At 73.8% G+C, this 16,269-nt stretch carries 15 protein-coding genes; 2 read left to right on the forward strand and 13 right to left on the reverse strand.

Annotated features, from left to right (window positions below):
- Positions 1-44: 44 nt before the first annotated feature.
- The 9 genes from AB0924_RS01000 to AB0924_RS01040 form a co-directional block, all read right to left on the reverse strand.
- Complete coding sequence (locus tag AB0924_RS01000; RefSeq protein WP_366910364.1) at positions 45-950, reverse strand: alpha/beta hydrolase; 906 nt, start codon at positions 948-950, stop codon at positions 45-47.
- 175 nt (positions 951-1,125) lie between these two features.
- A complete protein-coding gene (gene kynU / locus AB0924_RS01005; RefSeq protein WP_366910365.1) occupies positions 1,126-2,322 on the reverse strand; it encodes a kynureninase in 1,197 nt (398 codons plus the stop codon).
- Entirely contained in the window at positions 2,315-3,163 is an 849-nt protein-coding gene (locus AB0924_RS01010; protein WP_366910366.1) for a tryptophan 2,3-dioxygenase family protein, read from the reverse strand. The genes kynU and AB0924_RS01010 overlap by 8 nt, the downstream gene beginning before the upstream one ends.
- Positions 3,164-3,326: 163 nt before the next feature.
- Complete coding sequence (locus AB0924_RS01015) at positions 3,327-3,740, reverse strand: DUF3151 domain-containing protein (RefSeq protein ID WP_351667482.1); 414 nt, start codon at positions 3,738-3,740, stop codon at positions 3,327-3,329.
- 153 nt (positions 3,741-3,893) lie between these two features.
- Positions 3,894-5,348: an MFS transporter gene (locus AB0924_RS01020; protein WP_366910367.1), complete on the reverse strand. Its 1,455-nt coding sequence runs from the start codon at positions 5,346-5,348 to the stop codon at positions 3,894-3,896.
- 63 nt (positions 5,349-5,411) lie between these two features.
- The gene (gene fbaA, locus AB0924_RS01025; protein ID WP_358933063.1) at positions 5,412-6,434 is read right to left on the reverse strand and encodes a class II fructose-bisphosphate aldolase; all 1,023 of its coding nucleotides are present in this window, start codon (positions 6,432-6,434) and stop codon (positions 5,412-5,414) included.
- Positions 6,435-6,589: 155 nt separating this feature from the next.
- The gene (gene pyrE / locus AB0924_RS01030; RefSeq protein WP_366910368.1) at positions 6,590-7,141 is read right to left on the reverse strand and encodes an orotate phosphoribosyltransferase; all 552 of its coding nucleotides are present in this window, start codon (positions 7,139-7,141) and stop codon (positions 6,590-6,592) included.
- Positions 7,142-7,151: 10 nt separating this feature from the next.
- Positions 7,152-7,940 (reverse strand): aldose 1-epimerase, encoded by a 789-nt coding sequence (locus tag AB0924_RS01035; RefSeq protein ID WP_366910369.1) that lies wholly within the window; start codon positions 7,938-7,940, stop codon positions 7,152-7,154.
- 77 nt (positions 7,941-8,017) lie between these two features.
- Positions 8,018-8,779 carry an SRPBCC domain-containing protein gene (locus AB0924_RS01040; RefSeq protein WP_366910370.1) on the reverse strand — a complete coding sequence of 254 codons (762 nt, stop codon included), beginning with the start codon at positions 8,777-8,779 and terminating at the stop codon, positions 8,018-8,020.
- Between the two features lie 176 nt (positions 8,780-8,955).
- Here AB0924_RS01040 and AB0924_RS01045 point away from each other — a divergent pair, with 176 nt between their 5' ends.
- Positions 8,956-11,241 (forward strand): SpoIIE family protein phosphatase, encoded by a 2,286-nt coding sequence (locus AB0924_RS01045; protein WP_358933071.1) that lies wholly within the window; start codon positions 8,956-8,958, stop codon positions 11,239-11,241.
- A 16-nt stretch (positions 11,242-11,257) separates the two neighbouring features.
- Here the strand turns inward: AB0924_RS01045 and AB0924_RS01050 are convergent, their stop codons facing one another.
- From AB0924_RS01050 to AB0924_RS01060, 3 genes are all read right to left on the reverse strand, one after another.
- Positions 11,258-12,895 carry a polyamine aminopropyltransferase gene (locus AB0924_RS01050; protein ID WP_366910371.1) on the reverse strand — a complete coding sequence of 546 codons (1,638 nt, stop codon included), beginning with the start codon at positions 12,893-12,895 and terminating at the stop codon, positions 11,258-11,260.
- Between the two features lie 79 nt (positions 12,896-12,974).
- Positions 12,975-13,520: a DUF2617 family protein gene (locus AB0924_RS01055; protein ID WP_366910372.1), complete on the reverse strand. Its 546-nt coding sequence runs from the start codon at positions 13,518-13,520 to the stop codon at positions 12,975-12,977.
- 348 nt (positions 13,521-13,868) lie between these two features.
- Positions 13,869-14,255, reverse strand: coding sequence for a hypothetical protein (locus tag AB0924_RS01060; protein WP_358933077.1), 387 nt, complete (start codon positions 14,253-14,255; stop codon positions 13,869-13,871).
- A gap of 140 nt (positions 14,256-14,395) precedes the next feature.
- Between AB0924_RS01060 and AB0924_RS01065 the strand changes: the two genes are divergently transcribed.
- Complete coding sequence (locus tag AB0924_RS01065) at positions 14,396-15,580, forward strand: pyridoxal phosphate-dependent aminotransferase (RefSeq protein WP_358933079.1); 1,185 nt, start codon at positions 14,396-14,398, stop codon at positions 15,578-15,580.
- A 45-nt stretch (positions 15,581-15,625) separates the two neighbouring features.
- Here the strand turns inward: AB0924_RS01065 and AB0924_RS01070 are convergent, their stop codons facing one another.
- A complete protein-coding gene (locus AB0924_RS01070; protein ID WP_351673254.1) occupies positions 15,626-16,156 on the reverse strand; it encodes a YbjN domain-containing protein in 531 nt (176 codons plus the stop codon).
- Positions 16,157-16,269: the final 113 nt, after the last annotated feature.

Raw genomic sequence — 16,269 nt, forward strand, 5'->3', positions numbered from 1 at the left:
CCCGCGGGGTAGCCCTCAGGTACTACGGGTATGACCGGGGCGGTTCACCAGGCGAGTTGGGCGATCTCCTCGGCCACCACCGCGCAGGCGTCCGTCGCCGGGTCGATCAGCGGGAAGTGCCCGACGTCCGCCAGCAGGGTCAGGCCCACCATCTCGCCCGCCTTCTCGGCGGCGTCCGCGTACGACTCGGCCACCGGCTGCGGCACCACCAGGTCGGCACGGCCCTGGACCAGCGTCGTGGCGATGCCGTTCGGGAGCAGCAGCACGGGATCGGCGTACGGCCGGCGCTCGGCGAAGTGGTCGTGCCCGCCCAGGAGTTGCAGGGAGGCGTTGCCGCAGACGTCCAGCTTCTCCGCCACGTCGAAGTCGGCGATCGGGGCGAGGGCCACCACGCCGCGCAGCGGGGCGGGACCGTCGGTGCGCCAGGGGGCGTCGGCGGGCAGGACGTGCCGGGCCGCGGCCCACAGGGCGAGGTGGCCGCCCGCCGAGTGCCCGGTGAGGACGGTGCGGCGCGGGTCGGCCTGCGGGAGCGCCTCGCGGACCAGGCCGGGCAGGGCGTCCAGGGCGGCGGCCACGTCGTCGAAGGTGTCGGGCCAGCGGCCGGCCGGCGGGGTCGCGGCCTCGGGGCCGGGCGTGGCGCCCTGGTTCCGCGCCGGGATCAGGGGCTCGCCGCCGCGCCGGTACTCGACGTTGGCCACGGCGAAGCCGGCGCGGGCCAGGTGATCCGCGAACGGGGTGACATGGCGGCGGTCGTAGCGGGCGCGCCAGGCTCCGCCGTGCAGGACGACGACCAGGGGGGCGCCGGGGGTGCCGGTCCGCGGGGCGTAGAAGTCGATCACCTGGTCGGGGTGGTCGCCGTAGGCGGCGGTCACGTCGGGTTCGACCTCGGGGTGCGAGAAGGCCGACTCCTCTTCGGCGGCGGCGCGGGCTGCTGCGGCGTCGTCCGGCATGCTCCAACCTCTCGGCGGTGGGATGGGATTGGCGGACTCTGCGGGTACCAGGAGGAACGGACGGGTACTCTTCGTCGGCCGTTGGCCGGGACGGTATCAGGCGGGTGACGTGGGCGGACACGGGGTCGGCACGCGGCGGCGGGGGGCGCGGGGCACCCCCCGCCGCCGCGTCACGTCACCCGGTCAGCAGCTCTCCCAGGAGCCGGGCCGCGCGTTCCGTGTCCGCGAAGCCCACGTACAGCGGGGTGAAGCCGAAGCGGAGGACGTCGGGGTGCCGGAAGTCGCCCACCACGCCCCGCTCGATCAGCCGCTTCATCACCTCGCCCGCGTCGGAGCAGCGCAAGGCGATCTGGCTGCCCCGCTCCGCGTGCGGCCCGGGGGTCACGCACTCGACCCGGCCGGGCTCGGTGTACGCGGTGACGCACTCCAGGAAGAAGTCCGTCAGCGCCAGGGACTTGGCGCGGACCGCGTCGACGGACACCCCGTCCCACACCTCCAGGGCGGCCTCCAGGGCCAGCATGGAGAGGATGTCCGGGGTGCCGGTGCGGCCGCGCACCGCGCCCGGTGCCGGTGCGTAGGCCGAGCTCATGGCGAACGGCTCGGCATGGGAGGTCCAGCCGGGCAGGGGCGAGTCGAAGCGGTCCTGCAGCTCCCGGCGCACATACAGGTACGCGGGCGAACCGGGGCCGCCGTTCAGGTACTTGTAGGTGCAGCCGACGGCCAGGTCGACCCCGTGCTCGTCCAGGCCGACCGGCAGCGCGCCCGCGCTGTGGCACAGGTCCCAGACCGCGAGGGCGCCGGACGCGTGGATCGCGGCGGTGAGACCGGGCAGGTCGTGCAGCCGGCCGGAGCGGTAGTCGACGTGGTTGAGCAGTACCGCCGCCGTACGGTCGCTCAGCGCGCCGGGCAGCTCCGCCGGGGTCACCGGGCGCAGGGTGCGGCCGGTCATCCGGGCGGCCGACTCGGCGATGTAGCCGTCCGTGGGGAACGTCGTCGCGTCGACGAGGAGCTCGTCACGGCCGGCGTCCGCCATCCGTACCGCCGCCACGAGCGCCTTGAAGACGTTGACGCTCGTGGAGTCGCCCACCACGATCTGGCCCGGTGCCGCGCCGACCAGCGGGGCGATCCGATCGCCGATCCGCTCCGGCGCCGTCCACCAGCCGCTCTCCTCCCAGGAGCGGATGCGCAGTTCGCCCCACTGCCTGCGGACCACGTCCGCCACCCGGTCCGGGACGTTCACGGGCAGGGCGCCGAGCGAGTTGCCGTCCAGGTAGACCACGTCGTCGAGGACGAAGCGCTCACGCAGCGGGGCCAGCTCGTCCGCCGCGTCCAGTTCCTTGGCGCGCAGCGCGAGTCCGGGACGCTCAGACATGGGACCTCGCCGTCCACAGCTCGGGGAAGACGTTCTTGCGGGCGCGCTTCTCCAGCCAGGCCACGCCCGCGGAGCCGCCCGTGCCGGCCTTCGCGCCCATCGCGCGGCGGGTGGCGACCAGGTGGTCGTTGCGCCAGCGCCAGACCAGCTCGGCCACGTCGGACAGGGCCTCGCCGAGACGCACGAGCTCGCCGTCCTGGTCGCCGGAGTAGACCGCGGCCCAGGCGGACTCGACGGCGTCCGAGTGCTCGTAGCGCCGGGAGACGTCCCGGTTCAGGACCGAGGCGGGGATCGCGTGGCCGCGGCGGGCGAGCAGCCGCAGCACCTCGTCGTACAGGCTGGGCTCGTGCAGGGCCTTCTCCAGTTCCGCGTGGGCGCGGGGGGCACCGCGGTGCGGGACCAGCATCGAGGCGGACTTCTCGCCGAGCAGGAACTCCAGCCTGCGGTACATCGCCGACTGGAATCCGGAGCCCTCGCCGAGGGCGCCGCGGTACGAGTTGAACTGCGCCGGGGTGAGCTGGCCGAGCGGCTTCCAGGAGGCGTTCAGCGCCTCCAGCTCGCGTACGGAACGCTTCAGCGCGGCGATCGCGGTCGGCACGTCGTCCTGGCGGAGGGCCTTCGCGGCGGTCTCCCACTCGTGCACGACGACGGTGAACCACAGCTCCATGACCTGGGTCGTCACCAGGAAGACCATCTCTCCGGGGTCGTCGGAGAGGGTGTGCTGGAGGTGGGTGAGCACGTCCGCCCGGACGTAGTCCTCGTAGGGCGTCGTACCCGCGAAGTCGAGATGCGGGGTCTCGGGCTCAGCGGCCTCGTGAGGGGGGCGAGCCGGTTGCGACATCGCTGTCTCCTGTTGTTGCTCCGGGTGGCGGTCCGCCCCTGCCGATGCCGGCACGGGGGCCCCGGTCCCCACCCCGAATCCTCCGCAATCACTCCTGTCACGGCAAGGCCCGCCTGCTGCCAGACGGGCCACACAGGTGACGCCGCGGGGGCCGGCCGGCCGGTCAGCCGAGGGTCTGGGCCGCCGCGGGCGAGGAGTCCTTCAGGAACTGGGAGCAGCGCTCGTACTCCTCCTGCTCGCCGATCGCCTGGGCGGCGCGGGCGAGGCCGTGCAGGGCGCGGAGGAAGCCGCGGTTGGGCTCGTGCTCCCAGGGCACCGGGCCGTGGCCCTTCCACCCGTTGCGGCGCAGGGCGTCCAGGCCGCGGTGGTAGCCCGTGCGGGCGTAGGCGTACGACTCCACGACCGCGCCCCGCTCGAACGCCTCGTCGGCGAGCTGGGCCCAGGCGAGGGAGGAGGTGGGGTATTTGGCGGCGACGTCCGCGGGGGCGGTGCCGGTCGCGAGGAGTTCGCGGGGCTCCGGGTCGTCGGGGAGGTGGGTGGGGGGCGGGCCGCCGAGGAGGTTCTCGTGAATCGTCATGACTCCAGTCTGGCGCACGTACCGCTCCGCGGCGGAGGCGTACCGGGTGCCGGCAAACGCCGGGTGCCTGAGAAGGGGCGCGGGGAACCGCTCGACCAGCCCCCACGCACCCGCGGACGGAGCGCGACCCGCTCTCCCCGTACCCCGCGCCCCCTAAGCCCGGCGCTCGGCCTCCAGCGGCGGAGCAGCGACGCCGCAGAAGGTCCTGCATTCCGGGTGGCGGCAGCCGGCGGGCGGGCGGCGGATCAGGGTGAAGGCCAGCACCGCGCCCAGCACCAGCACCCCCGCGCAGATCGGCATCGCCCGGGAGAACGCCGCGTCGAAGGCCACCGCCGACCGGTACGCCTCCGGCCCCATCCCCGTCAGCAGCGGCAGCGCGGCCACGGCGACCAGTCCCGCCGCCCGGGCCGCCGCGTTGTTGATGCCGCTGGCCAGGCCCGCCCGGGCGGAGTCGACGGAGGCGAGCACCGTGGCGGTCAGCGGGGCGACCAGGGTGACCATGCCGGCGCCCATGACGAGCAGCGCGGGCAGGACGTCGGTGACGTAGTCCGCGTGCACGCCCACCCGCAGCATCAGCAGCATCGCCGCCGCGCACAGCAGCGGCCCCACGGTGAGCGGCAGCCGCGGACCGGTGCGGTCGGCCAGAGCGCCCGAGCGGGCCGAGAACAGCAGCATCAGGACCGTGGTCGGCAGCAGGGCCGTGCCCGCCTGGAGGGGCGAGTAGCCGGACACCACCTGGAGCTGGAGCGCGGTCAGGAAGAAGAAGCCGCCGAAGGCCGCGTACACGCACAGCGTGACCAGGTTGACCGCCGTGAACCGGCGCGAGGCGAAGATGCCGGGCGGGAGCATCGGGTCCGCGCGGTGCTTCTCGACGTACACGAAGCCCACCGCCGCGGCCAGGCCGAGGACCGCGCTCACCGCGACCCCCTGCCCGCCGCCGCCCGCCTCGATCAGGGCGTACGTCAGCAGGGCCAGGGCGAGCGCCCCGAGGCCGGCGCCGAGGACGTCGAAACGGCCCTTGCCGGGGCCGGCGGCGGACTCCGGCACGTGCCGCACGGCGATCGGCGCGCACAGCAGGGCGAGCGGCACGTTGAGCAGGAACACCCAGCGCCAGCCGGGGCCGTCCACCAGCCAGCCGCCCAGGAAGGGGCCGACGGCCGCGCCGACCCCGCCGAAGCCGGACCACAGACCGACCGCCCGGCTGCGGTCGTCCGGGTGGAAGGAGGCCTGGATGAGGGCGAGGGAGCCGGGGGTGAGCAGGGCCCCGCCGACGCCCTGCAGGGCACGGGCGGCGATCAGCACCACCGGGTTCGGGGAGAGGCCGCAGAGCAGGGAGGCGGCCGCGAACCAGACGACGCCCAGTACGAAGATCCTGCGGCGGCCGTAGCGGTCGCCGAGCGACCCGCCCAGCAGGATCAGGCCGGCCAGCGTGACCATGTACGCGTTGACCGTCCACTGCAGGGCGGCGAGGCTCGCGTCGAGGTCGCGGCCGATGGTCGGCAGCGCCACGTTGACCACGGTGGAGTCCAGCATGGCCATGCTGGAGCCGAGCACCGTGGTGAGCAGGATCCACTTGCCCTGGGAGGAGCCCAGCCGGACATCGGGCATGTTCCAGATATACAGCGGGCCCGGTGCCGAGGCACCGGGCCCGCCGAAGCCGCCGTACGCGACTTACTTGATCTTGTTGCCCGCCGAGCGCAGGTTCTGCGCGGCCTCGACGACACGCGCGGCCATGGACTTCTCGGCCAGCTTGCCCCAGGTGCGCGGGTCGTAGGTCTTCTTGTCGCCGACCTCGCCGTCGACCTTCAGGACACCGTCGTAGTTCCTGAACATGTGGTCGGCGACCGGACGGGTGAAGGCGTACTGGGTGTCCGTGTCGAGGTTCATCTTCACGACGCCGTTCTCCAGCGCGGTCAGGATCTCCTGCTCGGTGGAGCCGGAGCCGCCGTGGAAGACGAAGTCGAACGGCGACTGCTTGCCGAACTTGGCGGCGACGCCGTCGTTCAGCTCCTTCAGCAGCTCGGGGCGGAGCACGACGTTGCCCGGCTTGTAGACGCCGTGCACGTTGCCGAAGGAGGCGGCCAGCAGGTAGCGGCCCTTCTCGCCCAGGCCCAGGGCCTCGGCGGTGCGGATCGCGTCCTCGACCGTGGTGTAGAGGGAGTCGTTGATCTCGTGGGAGACGCCGTCCTCCTCGCCGCCGGTCGGGGTGATCTCGACCTCGAGGATGATCTTCGCGGCGCGGGCTTCCTCCAGCAGCTCCTGCGCGATGGCCAGGTTGTCGGCGAGGGTCTCGGCGGAGCCGTCCCACATGTGCGACTGGAACAGCGGGTTGAGGCCGGCCTCGACGCGCTTGCGGGACAGCGCCAGCAGCGGACGCACGTAACCGTCGAGCTTGTCCTTCGGGCAGTGGTCGGTGTGCAGCGCGATGTTGACCGGGTACTTCTCGGCGACGATGTGCGCGAACTCGGCGAGCGCGACGGCGCCGGTCACCATGTCCTTGCGGTACTGGCCGCCCAGGAACTCGGCACCACCCGTGGAGATCTGGACGATGCCGTCGCTCTCCGCCTCCGCGAAGCCGCGCAGGGCGGCGTTCAGGGTCTGGCTCGAGGTGACGTTGATGGCCGGGTAGGCGAACTTGCCTGCCTTCGCCCGGTCGAGCATCTCGTTGTAGACCTCGGGGGTTGCGATGGGCATGGTCCGCTCCTTGGAGTGTGCGGGTTGGCTTCTGCGTACTACGGCCCTGACCTAGACCTTGGGTGTGACGTCATCGTCGTGCCCATCTTTCCAGACATGACCCGGTGCCCGTGGCTCCGGTCAAGCCACGGGCAAGTCCAGGTCAATTCCGGGCGTCAGTCCAGACCCAGTTCATCCTTCGAGAAAACGAAACGGTACGGAACGCCCGCACCGGCCTCGATCTTCTCGGCGGCGCCGGTGGCCCGGTCGACGATGGTCGCGACGGCGACGACCTCGGCACCCGCCTCGCGCACGGCCTCCACGGCCGTGAGCGGCGAGCCGCCGGTGGTGGAGGTGTCCTCCACCACGAGCACGCGCCGGCCCGCGATCTCCGGTCCCTCCACCCGCCGCTGCAGGCCGTGCGCCTTGGCCGCCTTGCGCACGACGAACGCGTCGAGCCGCCTGCCGCGTGCGGCGGCCGCGTGCAGCATGGCCGCCGCGACCGGGTCGGCGCCCATGGTGAGGCCGCCCACCGCGTCGAACTCCAGGTCGGCGGTCAGGTCCAGGAGCGCCTGGCCGACCAGCGGGGCGGCCTCGCCGTCGAGGGTGATGCGGCGCAGGTCGACGTAGTAGTCGGCCTCGAGACCCGAGGAGAGGGTCACCTTGCCGTGCACCACGGCCTTGTCCTTGATCTGCTGCAGCAGCGCGCCGCGTACGTCGTCCGTCATGCCGCCCAGCTTAGAGGCGCCGCCAGGTCCAGGTGGTCGTCGCCTCCAGCGGCTCCAGCGGGGTGACCAGGCGCGGGAGGGTGTTGAGGCCGTTGGGCGGGCCGGTCTGCGGCTCGACACACACCGCCTCGTCCTGCTCGTCGTAGACGACCACCCACTCCTCGCGGCCGGCCACCTTCAGCTCGAGCTGCCCCGGCCAGGTGAGGGTGACGTCGACGCCGCCGGGCATCCCGAAGCAGTCGTCCCAGGGACCGGCCCCGGGGTCGATGCGGTTGCCGGTGGGCAGGTGGTCGGCGCCGCGCTCCTCCTGCCAGGCGGGCTTGAAGTCGAGCCGTACGTCCGAGCCGCCGAGGCTGCGGCGGAACCAGGGGTGCCAGCCGATCTGCGCCGGGAAGGAGTCGTCGTACGCCTCCACGGACATGGTCAGGGTCAGGCTGTCCCCGGTCAGCGTGACCACCTGGGTGACCCGGCCGCGGTGCGGCCAGGGGTCCGTCAGGTCGTACGTGATGACGGCCTCGTCCGCCGACACCCGGGCGGTGCGCCAGGCACCGTCGCGCGCGGTGCCGTGGATGGCGTGCGGCGGGGAGTTGAGGGGCATCTGGCGGACGGTGGCGCCGTCCAGGAAGCGGCCCTCCCGGATCCGGCCGCACCAGGGCACCATCGGGAAGCAGCCGTAGCGCTCGCCCTGGCGCAGCAGCTCCACGCCGCCGATCCGCAGCCCGCCGATACGGCCGCCGTTGCCGGGCCGCACGCTCACTTCCGCGTCGCCCGCGGTCAGCGTGATGTCTTCGTTACTCACATGACGACCCTACTTGGGCGATCAAGAGGGCGTCCGTCGCACGGCTGTGACCGAGGGCGACCTGTCGGGGGGATTCCTCAGCGCCGGCGGCGCATTGCGCGGCCCACCACGATCGCGGAGGCCACGGCCAGGGCGGCCGCGGGGGCCGCCCAGCGCAGCACCTGGTGGCCGGCGCCGGTCTGGGGAGCCGGTACGGGGGCGTAGCGGCCGCGCGGGGGCGCGTGGTCGACCTCCTCCGCGCTGCGGCCGATCATCGTCCGGCGCGCGTGCGCGGCCTCGGCGGGCGGCGCGCCCGTGTCGGCGAAGCCGTCCGCCGGGCGGTCGGCGGCGGTGCCGTCGTCCGCGGCGGCGTCCAGGGAGGGCGGCGGGACCTCGGTGTCGAAGACCGACTCCGGCCCGGGTGCCCGGTCCGGGTTGTCGGGGCTCGCCGCCAGGCTCTCCACGAAGCGGGTCAGCAGCCGGGTCACCGCCGAGCTCACCGCGTCCGCCGGCATCTCGGCGATGCGTCCGTCCGCCTCCGCGGTGCCCTCGACCATGACGGTGGTGCCGTCGGCGGTGCCTTCGAGGCGCAGGGTGAGCGCGACCTTGGCCGTGCCGCTGCCGCGGGCCTCGCCGGCCTCGCCGTCGACGGCGTAGCCGCCGTCCTCGCGGGGCGTGACGCGCAGCGCCCCGCGGTAGGTGACGGAGTGTCCGCCGACCCGCAGCTTCAGCCGTCCCGAGACGGGTTCGGCACCGGCGTCCTGCTGGAGCCCGGGGACCGCCCGGGCGACCCGGGCGGGCTCGGCGAGCGCCTCCCTGAGCAGGTCGGCCGGAACCGGAACGAAGACCTGGTGCTCCATGTCGGCTGAGCCTACCCAGTCCCGGCCGGAACGCACCCTCCCGCGCGCGGAGCGCGTGCAACCCGCTGCCGCGGCCGCCCGCGCGCCCGGGGATGCCCCGAACGGCGGCAGCTTGCCAAGATCGGGTCGGGCCGGTGGGCGGCGCGGGCATGGATGGGGGCGGAGGTGTTGCCGCGATGCCCAGCGAAGACCGGCTCATGCGTCTTGACGAGGCCGGACGGGTGCTCGAATGGCACCGCGCGGCCCAGGAGACGTTCGGCTGGTCCGCCGAGGAGGCCGTCGGGCGGACCGTGGCGGCACTGCTGCGCGGCGGCCCGGCCGGCCTCACCCGGCCGGACGTGATGCGGCCCGTGCTGGTCAGACCCGTGCTGGCGGACGGGACGCTGGTGTGGGACGTGTGCGCGGCGGCGGAGGCCGCGTCCGGCCAGGACCTCGCCATCCTGCGGGCGATGTTCACCCAGTCACCGGTGGGCCTGCACGTGCTGGACGACCGGCTGCGCATCGTCCGCGTCAACACCGCGACCCGCGCGCTGCGCGGCATGGCGGAGGACCGGCTGCTGGGCCGGGTCTTCTCCCGGGCGTACGGCCTGGCCGACCCCGGGCAGGAGGAGGCGGCGGCCCGCCGGGTGCTGGCCAGCGGCCGGGCGGAGCTGAACCGGATCGTGCGGGTGACGCCGGCCGCGTCCGGCGGGGAGCACAGCGTCTACTCCGTGTCCTACGTACGCCTGGAGAACGTGCGCGGCGACGTCCTCGGCCTGGTCGCCTCGGCCATCGACGTGACCGAACGCGAACACGCCCTGTGGCGGCTGTCGGTGGTGGACGAGGTGCGGCGCCGGGTCGGCGAGCGGCTGGACGTGATCGCCGCCTGCCAGGAGTTCGTGGACGCGGTCGTGCCGCGGTTCTCGGGCATCGCCGTGGTCGAGGTGGTCGAGGAGGTGGTGCGGGGGGAGGCGCCGCCCCTCGTCCCGGTCGGCCGCGAGGTGCCGCTGCGCCGGGCCGCGTTCCGGGGCGTGGTGTCGGCGTATCCGGTGGGCGAGGTGCGGCGGCTGCCCTACGGCACGCCGTTCTCGCGGGTGCTCACCGATCTGCGGCCCCGGCTCCTCACGGTCGAGGAGGGCACCCTGTGGCTCGCCGCCGATCCGCCGCGGGCGGACGCCATCAGGGCGTCCGGCGCCCACTCCCTGATCGTCGCCCCGCTGGCGCTGCGCGGCGAGGCGCTCGGAGTGGTCAGCTTCTACCGGCACCGGGAGGAGGACCCCTTCGAGGAGGCGGACGTCGCCCTCGCCGCCGATGTGTGCGCGCACGCCGCGCTGTGCATCGACAACGCCCGGCGCTACGCCCGGGAGCGGACCATCGCCGCGACCGTGCAGCGCAGGCTGCTCCCCCAGCGGCCGGCCCTGCCGGACACGGTGGAGCTGTCCCATCTGCATCTGCCGGCTCCCGAGGGAGGCGGCGCCTGGTTCGACGTGATCGGCATGGCCGGCTCGCGGACCGCGCTGATCGTCGGTGAGGTGGCCGGGCACGGCATGGCCGCCGCGACCACGATGGGACAGCTCCGCACGGTCATCCACTCGCTGGCGTCCCTGGACCTGGCGCCGGACGAACTGATGGCCCGGCTGAGCGACACGGCGGCCCGCCTCGCCGCGGAACGCGCCGCGCTGCCGACGGGTGACCCGCTGCACCGCGAGCCGCTGACCGCGAGCTGCCTGCTCGCCGTCTACGACCCGATCGACCTGACCTGCACCTTCGTACGGGCGGGTCTCTCGGAGCCCGTCGTGGTGCCGCCCGGCGGCGCTCCGGCCGTCGTCTCCGTACCGGCGGGACCACTGCTCGCCGGCCCCGGCAACGCCCCGTTCCCGGCCACCACGGTCGACCTGACGGCCGGGAGCACGCTCGCGATCGGCACCCGCATCCTGGCGCGGGACGTCCTCGCCCCGTCCGCGCCGCTGCGCGCCCTGTTCGACGAGCACGCCCACGAGCCGCTGCCCGAGCTGTGCGACGCCATCGCCTACGCCGTCAGCGACGGGCGGCGATCGGAGGACGCGCTGCTGCTGCTCGCGCGGACCGCGGCGCTGCCCGCCGACCGGGTCTTCGGCTGTGACCTGCCGGCGGGCCCCGAGGCCGCGCCGTTCGCGCGGGAGGCGGCCCGGCGCCGGCTGCGGGCCTGGAGGGTCGACCGGGAGGCCGCGTTCACCACCGAGCTGATCGTCAGCGAACTCGTGGGCAACGCGGTCCGCTACGGCGCCCCGCCGATGCGCCTGCGCCTGATCTGCAACGGCATGCTGACGTGCGAGGTCAGTGACGGCGCGATGTCCGCTCCGCACCTCAAGCACGCCCGCACCACCGATGAGACCGGGCGCGGGCTGTTCATCGTCGCCACCCTGGCCGACAACTGGGGCACCCGGTACCAGGCGGGCGGCAAGACCGTGTGGGCACAGCAGTCCCTCGACCGCTGCCCGTGAGGCGCGCGGACCCCGGTCAGTACCTCGGGTGCACCAGCGTCGACGCCGGCAGCCCCCCGATCCGCGTGGCGGCCGCGGCGCGCGCGTCGGCCGCCAGGCCGTCCCCGGTCAGGGTGCGGGGCGCGGGCCCCTCGGCGTCCAGTCGCAGCCGCGGCGCCGTACCGCCCGGTGCCGCCAGCAGGAACCCCCAGTCGTGCGGGGCCCGGGAGGCGTCGGCCGAGCGGTCGGGACCGGCCGGGAAGCCGGAGTCCTGGCCGGGGACCCGGTAGGGGGCGGTGGCGAAGCCGGCCGCCCGGAGGGTCGACGCCACCGTCCAGAAGGCCCGGGGACGGGCGGTGACCGGACCGGCGTGCACCACGAGCCGCCCGTCGGCGGCGAGGGCGCGGCGGGCCAGGCCGTAGAACTCCTGGGAGTACAGCTTGGTGCTGGCGGTGATGCCGGGGTCGGGCAGGTCCGCGATCACGACGTCGTACGCCCCCGCCGGCGCCCCGCGCAGCCAGGTGAGCGCGTCCGCCGTCGTCAGGCGCAAGCGGGGGTCGTCGTAGGCATGGCCGTTGAGGGCGGACAGGCCGGGGTCGCGGCGGGCCAGGCGGGTGAGGCCGGCGTCGAGTTCGACCAGGTCGACGCGGCGCACGTCGCGGTGGCGCAGGACCTCGCGGGCGGCCAGTCCGTCACCGCCGCCGAGGATGAGCACGCGCGTGTGCGGGCCGCTCAGCGCGGGCTGGACGAGGGCCTCGTGGTAGCGGCGTTCGTCGCGGCCGCCGACCCTGAGCCGGCCGTCCAGGAAGAGGTCGAGGGGCCGGCCGCCGGTGCCGCCGGCGAGGACGACCTCCTGCACGCCGGTCCGCACGGCGACCCGGACGTCCCCGCCGTACACCGCGTGCCGGGCGGCGCGTTCGAAGTCGCCGGCGAGGGCGGCCGCGGCGGCGAGGACGCCGAGCACGGTGAGACCGACCAGCAGCAGGGTCCAGCGGGCGCGGCGGGTCAGGTCGCGGCGGAACAGGCCGAGCACCAGGGCTCCTCCGGCCATCACGTTGACCGCGCCGGTGAGCAGCGCCCCCGTCAACTGGCCGAGGAACGGCAGCAGCAGGAACGGGAAGGCGAGACCGCCGACCAGCGCGCCCACGTAGTCGGCGGCGAACAGGTCGGCGACCGCGCCCCCCGCGTCCTGGCGGCGGATGCGCTGGATCAGCTCCATCAGCAGCGGCACCTCCGCGCCCACGAGCAGGCCGATGGCGAGCGAGAAGGCGACGAGCAGACAGCGCGGGCCGTCGGCCCAGACGCCGCCCCAGCCACCGGTCCAGGCGAAGACCGCGTACAGCGCCATCGCGCTGCAGCCGCCCACCAGGGCGAGCGCTATCTCGATCGCGCCGAACCCGGCGGCCGCGTGCCAGCGCAGCCGCTTGGCCGCGAGGGAGCCGATGCCCATCGCGAACACCATCACGGACAGCACGACGGAGGCCTGGGTGACCGAGTCGCCGATCAGGTACGAGGCGAAGGCGACGAGTTCGAGTTCGTACACCAGCCCGCAGGCCGCGCAGACGAAGACGCACACGAGGACCAGGAACCGCCCGGTGCCGGGCCGGAGGGGCAGCCGTACGGGACCTGTCCAGGGCGGGGCCGCCGGCGGAGCGGGAGCGTGCGGATCGATCACGCTGCGACGTTACGTCACGCACTCGGTACGCTTCGTCACCCACACGTGTGGATCTCCGGGCAGTTGACGCATTTCTGGTTTATGCCGCGCGGAACGCGTGTGACCCCGTCCGGCCGGCCGGGACCCGCGCCCCGACCCGCGTCCGGGTCGCCACCAACTGCCCGTCCTGCGGGTAGGCGTGCCAGGTGCGCCAGTGGACCTGGCCCTCGTGCCACTGGGCCAGCAGCGCGGTGAAGGCGTGCGGGCTGCCGGGGAAGACGCCGGCGAGGCCGTGCGGATGGTCGGAGACGAGGGCCAGCAACTCCTGTGCGCGGCCCTCGAACGAGCCCGGCGTGAGCACCTCGACGCGCGCCGCGAACTCGTACTCCCAGTCGTCGACGCGCTTGGCCACACCCAGCGGAAGCGGGGTGCTGGAACCGGCGATGCACGCGACCGTCTCCGAACATCGCCCCCGCTCCTCCTCGAGCAGCACTTGGTGGGAGGCGCCGAGGAGCCGCAACTGCAGGCGGGATCCGCCCAGTTCGAGGTCGAGGGTGGCCAGTGCGGGCAGCGGTTCGCGGCCGAGGGCCCAGGCGAGGTCGGCGGCACGGGTGTCGGTGTAGGAGGTGTTCAGGGTCGTGAGCATGGGTCGGCTCCGCTAACGAACAAGGAGGGGGGAGTTCGGCCTTGTCAGCCCAGTCAGCCCGGCCGGTGGGGGCGACTGCGGGAGTCCGAGGGCTGTGTCGGTGAGTAGGACGGCCGCGTTGGTGAATTAGAGGGAATCATGAACAGTGGCTCCACCACAGCGTTTTTACCCAAGTTCGTGGGGTTTCCATCCCTCAGAGGGCTCCACAGCTCAACTGTTCAACTACGGCGTGCGCCGGGCGCGCGGCCGGCGAACACCCGGGCGCCCGCCGGATGCGTTCCTCCGGCGGGCGCCCGGGCCCCGGAAGCCGGCCGCCCCGTGCCGGCCGCCTCCCCCGCTCGTGTTCCGTCAGCTTCCTCCCCCGCAGCCACCGCCGCCCCCGCACGAGGACCCCCCGCCGCAGGACGAGCCGCCGCCGCAGGAGGAGCCGCCGCCGCACGACGAGTGCCCTCCGCCCCCGCAGGAGTGGTGACCACCGGAGTGGCCTCCGCCGTGATGGCCGCCGGACGACGATCCGGTGTCCGCCGCACCGGCGACCCACCAGCTGGCGCCGCTGTCGTACGACGACGAGGACGACGAGGACCGCGTGCGGGGCGCGCGGGACCGGCCGGTCGAACGGGTCCTGCCCTTCTTGAGGTCCGGGCCCCTGTTCCCGGCCCGCTTCCTGCGCGCCCGGTCCGCCGCCCCCGCGATGATCAGCAGCGCGAGCAGAGCCAGGCCGAATCCGATCTCCATGGCGCCGCCCTCCTTCCTTTCCCCCGAAGCGGCCCCCCGTGGGCGCCTCGCTGTCACCGCCTCTCGTGCGGTGACCGGGGGATGCCCGGCCGCCGAGCGCGCCAAAGCAGAGTTGAGCAAGTCCAGAGCTTGGGCGCAGGATGGCCGGCATGACCTCCTCCGCGCGCCCGCACCTCAACCGCCGTCTGGCGGAGTTCGGCACGACGATCTTCGCCGAGATGTCCGCCCTCGCCGTGTCGACCGGGGCGATCAACCTGGGACAGGGCTTCCCCGACACCGACGGCCCCGAGGAGATCCGGGAGGCCGCCGTACGCGCGCTGCGCGACGGGCGCGGCAACCAGTACCCGCCGGGCCCGGGCGTCCCCGAACTGCGCACCGCGATCGCCGCGCACCAGCTCCGGCGCTACGGGCTGTCGTACGACCCCGACACCGAGGTACTGGTCACGGCCGGCGCCACGGAGGCCATCGCGGCCTCCCTGCTGGCGCTGCTGGAGCCCGGCGACGAGGTGGTGGCCCTGGAGCCGTACTACGACTCCTACGCGGCGAGCATCGCGATGGCGGGCGGCCGCCGGGTACCGGTGACGCTCCGGCCGCACGACGGCGCCTTCCGCCTGGACCTCGACGAACTGCGCGCGGCCGTCACGGACCGCACCCGCCTGCTGCTGATCAACACCCCGCACAATCCGACCGGCACGGTCCTCACCCGGACGGAACTGGCGGCGGTCGCCGAACTGGCGGTGGAGCGGGATCTGCTGGTGGTGACGGACGAGGTCTACGAGCACCTGGTCTTCGACGACGCCGAGCACACGCCGCTGGCCGCGTTCCCCGGGATGCGCGAGCGGACGGTGACGATCGGCTCGGCCGGCAAGACGTACTCGTTCACCGGCTGGAAGGTCGGCTGGGTGACGGCCGCCCCGGCCCTGGTGACCGCCGTGCGCTCGGCCAAGCAGTTCCTGACCTACGTGTCCGCGGGCCCGTTCCAGTACGCGGTGGCTCAGGCTCTGGCGCTGCCCGACTCGTACTACGAGGACTTCCGCGCGGACATGCGCGACCGCCGGGACATCCTCGCGGAGGGGCTCGCCCAGGCCGGATTCGAGGTCTTCAGGCCGGCCGGCACCTACTTCATCACCACGGACATCCGGCCCCTCGGCGAGAAGGACGGCTTCGCGTTCTGCCGCGCGCTGCCGGAGCGGGCGGGCGTGGTGGCCATCCCCAACGCGGTGTTCTACGACAACCGCGAGGCGGGAGCGCCGTTCGTGCGGTTCGCGTTCTGCAAGCGCCCGGAGGTGCTGCGGGAGGCGGCGGAGCGGCTGCGGCACATGTGAGGGCGGGGTCCGGGGGCCGTGGCCCCCGGACCGGCCGGGGCGGGGTTACTCCCCGTCGTCCTCGGGCTTCTCCGCTTCGTTCACTTCCTCTTCCAGGCCCAGCTGCTCCACCAGCCACTTGTCGAACTCGATCGCGGCCCGCACCCAGCTGACCGTGGAGGAGACGAAGTGGTTGAGGTCGACACCGGTGCCGACCAGCATCTGAGCCTCGCCGATGAGACGGACGGTGCCGTCGTCGTGGGTGTGGGTGTACACCTTGGGCCACAGCGTGCGGCGGTTCCAGTCGTCGACGGACTCCAGCAGCTGCGGCTTCTCGCCGATCTGGTGGGGCCGGTCGTAGAAGGTCCGCACCGAGAAGACCGCCTGCTCATCCTCCCCGCGGAACATGAAGTACGTGCGGAACTGCTCCCACGGCGCCGCGAGGTCTCCCTCCTCGTCGACGACGTACTTCAGCTCCATCTGGTCGAGGAGCTGCTTCACGAGGTCCTGATCCGGGACGACGGGGCCCACCGGTCCCTGGGGCTGCGGTTCGGGCTGGCCCCCGAAGTTCGGAATCGAGGACGGGTCGATGCTCACCGTGTTTTTCCCTTCATTGGATCCCGCCATCCTCCCCCATGCGGGGAGGGGGGTGGCAAGCCCCGACGCGGCCTGTCAGCCCAGGGCTGACATGATCCGGTGAGCCGGGCGGG

Source organism: Streptomyces sp. NPDC047869, assembly GCF_040704065.1.
Classification (GTDB): Bacteria; Actinomycetota; Actinomycetes; order Streptomycetales; family Streptomycetaceae; genus Streptomyces.

Coding starts and splice junctions, on each gene's coding strand:
- AB0924_RS01000 (WP_366910364.1), bottom strand. CDS start 950: ATGCCGGACGACGCCGCAGCAGCCCGCGCCGCCGCCGAAGAGGAGTCG.
- AB0924_RS01015 (WP_351667482.1), bottom strand. CDS start 3,740: ATGACGATTCACGAGAACCTCCTCGGCGGCCCGCCCCCCACCCACCTC.
- AB0924_RS01060 (WP_358933077.1), bottom strand. CDS start 14,255: ATGGAGATCGGATTCGGCCTGGCTCTGCTCGCGCTGCTGATCATCGCG.
- AB0924_RS01065 (WP_358933079.1), top strand. CDS start 14,396: ATGGCCGGCATGACCTCCTCCGCGCGCCCGCACCTCAACCGCCGTCTG.
- pyrE (WP_366910368.1), bottom strand. CDS start 7,141: ATGACGGACGACGTACGCGGCGCGCTGCTGCAGCAGATCAAGGACAAG.
- kynU (WP_366910365.1), bottom strand. CDS start 2,322: ATGTCTGAGCGTCCCGGACTCGCGCTGCGCGCCAAGGAACTGGACGCG.
- AB0924_RS01045 (WP_358933071.1), top strand. CDS start 8,956: ATGCCCAGCGAAGACCGGCTCATGCGTCTTGACGAGGCCGGACGGGTG.
- AB0924_RS01020 (WP_366910367.1), bottom strand. CDS start 5,348: ATGCCCGATGTCCGGCTGGGCTCCTCCCAGGGCAAGTGGATCCTGCTC.
- AB0924_RS01040 (WP_366910370.1), bottom strand. CDS start 8,779: ATGGAGCACCAGGTCTTCGTTCCGGTTCCGGCCGACCTGCTCAGGGAG.
- AB0924_RS01055 (WP_366910372.1), bottom strand. CDS start 13,520: ATGCTCACGACCCTGAACACCTCCTACACCGACACCCGTGCCGCCGAC.
- fbaA (WP_358933063.1), bottom strand. CDS start 6,434: ATGCCCATCGCAACCCCCGAGGTCTACAACGAGATGCTCGACCGGGCG.
- AB0924_RS01010 (WP_366910366.1), bottom strand. CDS start 3,163: ATGTCGCAACCGGCTCGCCCCCCTCACGAGGCCGCTGAGCCCGAGACC.